We start from the raw sequence: 4,019 nt of genomic DNA, 5'->3' as shown, positions 1-4,019 counted from the left end.
GGAAGTCCTGTTCGGCAAATGACTTAGCGTGCAATCGCCCTGGGGGCACAGGGGGGCACAGGGGCACAGGTGTCATAACCCAAGCAAATCGCAAATTCTGTTTAGACGGTTAATCAAAGGTACAGGTTGTCAAAAACGCCTGTACCTTTTTCTTTCCTGGGCTTGCTAGTGAGCTATAAGTAGCCAGAGACGTGACATAACCGAATTGGACTTTGTTTCCGGAGTTGCTCTCAGGCGGAAACTTTGTGTGACTGGTGATGTGGTCTTCTGTACGTAAACAGAGACTACTAAGCCGTCATTTAACTTCACGCTTACGCAAGAGTTGATCTGAACAGATTCAATTACGCGTAAGAACTTTCGTGTCGACAAGTAAAGGCAGGAACTGATGAATTCACTACGAACACCACTGATGCTGCTCGGACTAATCATCGTTTCTGCAGCTGGTCTGGTTGTTTATTCGGGCAGCAACGAGGCTGCGCCCGATACGCTCTTGACTCCGAGCGAGGCTTCTGAAGTCAGTGTAATCAATGAAGAATCTACGCAATCTGAATTGCAGCCTTTCATCGAAAAGCAATCGCGGACGGACGTTCTGGCCATCCTTAAGGCCAGGGATGAAAGAGAGATGGCGTCAGCTGCCAAGGCGATTATGGCTGACTGACGAACCACTTATGGGGTGTGCGGGATCAGCCGAGATCAAATAAGAATAATGAAATAAGAATAATGAGATACTGCAAGATGATACGGAAAACATTGATTGGGTGTCTGGTTCTGGGACTATCGACAGGATGCGGCCGGAAAGAAGCATCCAGTCCGACGGCACCGTCGCCGCCCCATTCTCAGAAGCTTTCTTTCAAGACAGCAATCGCTGGAGACTCGGCCGCCGCTCCAGGTCACGCGCTGACCGAGGCCGAGGTTCAAGAGCGGTACTCCGCAGTAAACCCGGATTCACCTTATTTCTATCCGGGCAAAAAACACCCGGTAAACTATTCAACCTGGTCTCTGCAGCGCCCCGAAGGCAAACTGGAACACAGGCTTTCAGACCGCTTCAGTAATTTCGAACTGACCACTCAACATGGAAAAAAAGTTCGGTTTTACGATGACCTGGTAAAAGATCACATCGTCGTCATTAGCTTTGTCTACACCAAGTGTAACGGCATATGACGACCAACCAACAGGGGCCTGGTTCAGGTCCGTAAGGCGTTGGCGAAGTCGCTGGGTCGCGATGTTCGTCTTATTACGATTTCCCTTGATACTTTTAATGACAGCCCGGAAGTTCTTAAGGCATACTCAGAGACCTACGTAAAGGATGCTAACGAATCAGATGCTGAGATGCCGGAATGGGTTTTTGCATGTGGCGACGAGCAGGAAGTCAATACGCTTCGGAAAGAGGTTGGGGTCTATGATCTGGACCCCGTGATCGACTCTGATTTGACGCAGCATGCCGGGATTCTAAGCTTCGGTAATGACCGTACGAATCGATGGGCTGCGGTGCCGTCGACATTAAAACCATCAGATATTGTCGAGGTTGTCGAGCGGATTGCCGGCAGTCGATTCCGTGATCCCAAATACGCGGTAGGCGATGTAGAACAGTCAGGTACCTGGCGAATTCAGGGGCCAATGGTTGACGTGGAACCATTGAGTCAGACGCTGTCTGTAATGCATATGAACATGCATATTCCGAAAGGCCTCTCAGTTCGCGGTACGGAGAACATCTCAGGTAACAATCTGGCCGACTTGCTTGATATGCCACGGAATCACTGCGTGCGTGCGCTGAAGCCGAGTTCCATGCAGTCGCCGGGTACAGTGGTGGCTTCAGGAGGCGTGGATGCCAAGGGCAATCTTGTTGCGGAGGCATGTCATATAGAACTGGCAAGCCATTTGGTCGGCGGAATGCTGCAGCGGGATAAAGATGGGAACTTAACGATCAACGGCATTTCGGTTGTTGTAAATCCCGACCTGCGGTTTCCCATGCAGATTGTCGATGCAGCAGGAAATCCGATTGGCGGAAATCAATTGAGGGCATCGAGCGGCTACGCAGCAACGGCCGAGGGTTACTTTTATAACGGAAAGCTGTACACCACGCTGCTGAACCTGTCCACGACTCCACCGCTCGAACATAACAATAGTGATGTTGAAATCCACATCGCCTGTGGGCGTGGTCGTTCAGGCGAATTGCGCGCCCTTGGAACCACGACACTCACCTGGGTTGATTCCGATTTAGAACTATTGGACTCGTTGACAAATAAGGTGCTGTGCACGTCGCGTGTCAGAAAACGTCGCGGGCAGAATCATGGCAGGTTCGTTGTCGATTGCAGCAATTTGGAAAAGCTTCCTCGCTTTGTGTCTGCTCGGATTGTTGGGGAGTCTGAGACTGCGCGTTCGAAAAATGTTGTCGTCAAAGGTCGACAGATAAACGCGTTGCCGCGAAATGGAGAGTTTATTCTGCAAGGCCCAATAGAAGACATGGACGTCATTGCAAAAACAGTCAAGGTCAATGGGGTTACCGTCAGTATCCCTGACGATTTGGCCATTGGAGGAACCAACAATATCAACGGGTCCACACTGCCCCTTCTTTCTGATCGGGAGGACGCGGGGACAACGCGTTCGCTCTTCGCGTCGTCCTGCAACTCTGGATTTGCAGCACGCATTACCGGCGTCGTTTCTGGTTTGGATACTGGCGACCCGACCGATGACAGGAAAAACTCGACTGCGAGCTACGTCGCTTCTTCGTTTACGATCGATGCCGAGGATGTGGAAATCGCAGGTATTCTGGATGATTTAGATCTGTCCAAAGGTCAATTGACCATCGACGGTGCACTCGTTTCCTTCAACCGCGATGAACGCTTCGGCCTGAGTTTTTCTGACTTAAACGGCCATAAGATCGCAACTGCGGTCGTCGCCGAAAAACTTGACATGCTTCTTGGCCAGCCAGTGACCGTCAAGGGCTATGCTAATCTGTACAGAGCCACGGCCGTCTCCACGGAATATCGACCAGTGCAAGCTGAAATGTGCGCCGTCACTATCGAACTTGGGGCAGAAGTCGGCCAGGCGGCTGCAACAAAACCTGTACCTGATGAGTTGAATAGTGGCAGCGTCCAGGTGTCGAGCAGAAACTAAACCATCTTCTGACCTGAGTGTTGCTGTGGAATCGCAGTATCGTCGCCGGAATATAATTATGTTGCGTGCCTTTAACTTTATTATTACCTCGCTAATCGCTGCCAGCGTAGCTGGCTGCGGTGGTAATGCCTCATGGATCGGCGTTTTCTCAAGTACGTCAGTCACCAACAATAACACTTCAGGCCGGACAGAATCTCAACTCGTTGATACGCCTACCAATGTGCCACATCCTCCTGTGCTTTATGATTTGCCCAACAGTGAACCCGCCGCACAGAATATTGCGACCAGTCTGTCGGCGACACCGATATGGATGAGACCATTTCTGGACGCTCTCTCGCAGACGAAAAATATTGAACGTGGGCGTGCTCTTTTTACCGGTGCCTGTCGAAACTGCCACCGACTCGGAACAGACGGCCATCATGTGGGGCCCCATCTGGCAAAAGCGTACCTCAAGTCAGATAGAGAACTCCTATACGACATTTTGGACCCAGGTCGCAAGATAGCGCCTGAGTACCAAACGTCTGTCGTAGTGACGCTGGACGGCTTCACGACGAGTGGAATCCGAGAGCCTGACTCACACATGAACATTGTGTTACGTCGCGAAAACGGTCTGAAACAGATAATACTGCACACTGACATTGATGTTGTCAGGCAGTCTGATGTCTCGTTAATGCCCTCAAATCTGCGAGATCAGCTGACCCCCGACGATGTCGCTGATCTGATTGCCTATGTTCGGCACTGCGGCGCAGCACATACCAACCAGACGGCAAATCAATAATGCGAAGCAACCAGGTTATGAATCCCACGTCTGTTTCCGCTGGATCTTCATGTCAGTTCAGGAAAGCAGTTTTCGGTACACCAATATTGTGTCGCGGTGGTCGAAACACCTGCGCAATCTTGCT

Annotated in this window: 4 protein-coding genes; all 4 read left to right on the top strand. The window is 51.0% G+C overall.

Going from position 1 to position 4,019, the window contains the following annotated elements; genetic code table 11:
- Positions 1-385 precede the first annotated feature (385 nt).
- Positions 386-658, top strand: coding sequence for a hypothetical protein (locus Q0668_RS16705; RefSeq protein WP_298866682.1), 273 nt, complete (start codon positions 386-388; stop codon positions 656-658).
- A gap of 77 nt (positions 659-735) precedes the next feature.
- Positions 736-1,161, top strand: a complete 426-nt coding sequence (locus tag Q0668_RS16700) for a hypothetical protein (RefSeq protein ID WP_298866681.1) — start codon at positions 736-738, stop codon at positions 1,159-1,161.
- Positions 1,162-1,200: 39 nt separating this feature from the next.
- Positions 1,201-3,117, top strand: coding sequence for a hypothetical protein (locus Q0668_RS16695; RefSeq protein WP_298866679.1), 1,917 nt, complete (start codon positions 1,201-1,203; stop codon positions 3,115-3,117).
- A gap of 58 nt (positions 3,118-3,175) precedes the next feature.
- Positions 3,176-3,895 carry a c-type cytochrome gene (locus tag Q0668_RS16690; RefSeq protein WP_298866677.1) on the top strand — a complete coding sequence of 240 codons (720 nt, stop codon included), beginning with the start codon at positions 3,176-3,178 and terminating at the stop codon, positions 3,893-3,895.
- Positions 3,896-4,019: the final 124 nt, after the last annotated feature.

Origin of the sequence: uncultured Gimesia sp., from assembly GCF_937910335.1 — a bacterium.
Lineage (GTDB): Bacteria > Planctomycetota > Planctomycetia > Planctomycetales > Planctomycetaceae > Gimesia.
Note: the sequence above shows the minus strand (reverse complement) of the source record. Positions and strands in the feature narration are given on the sequence as shown.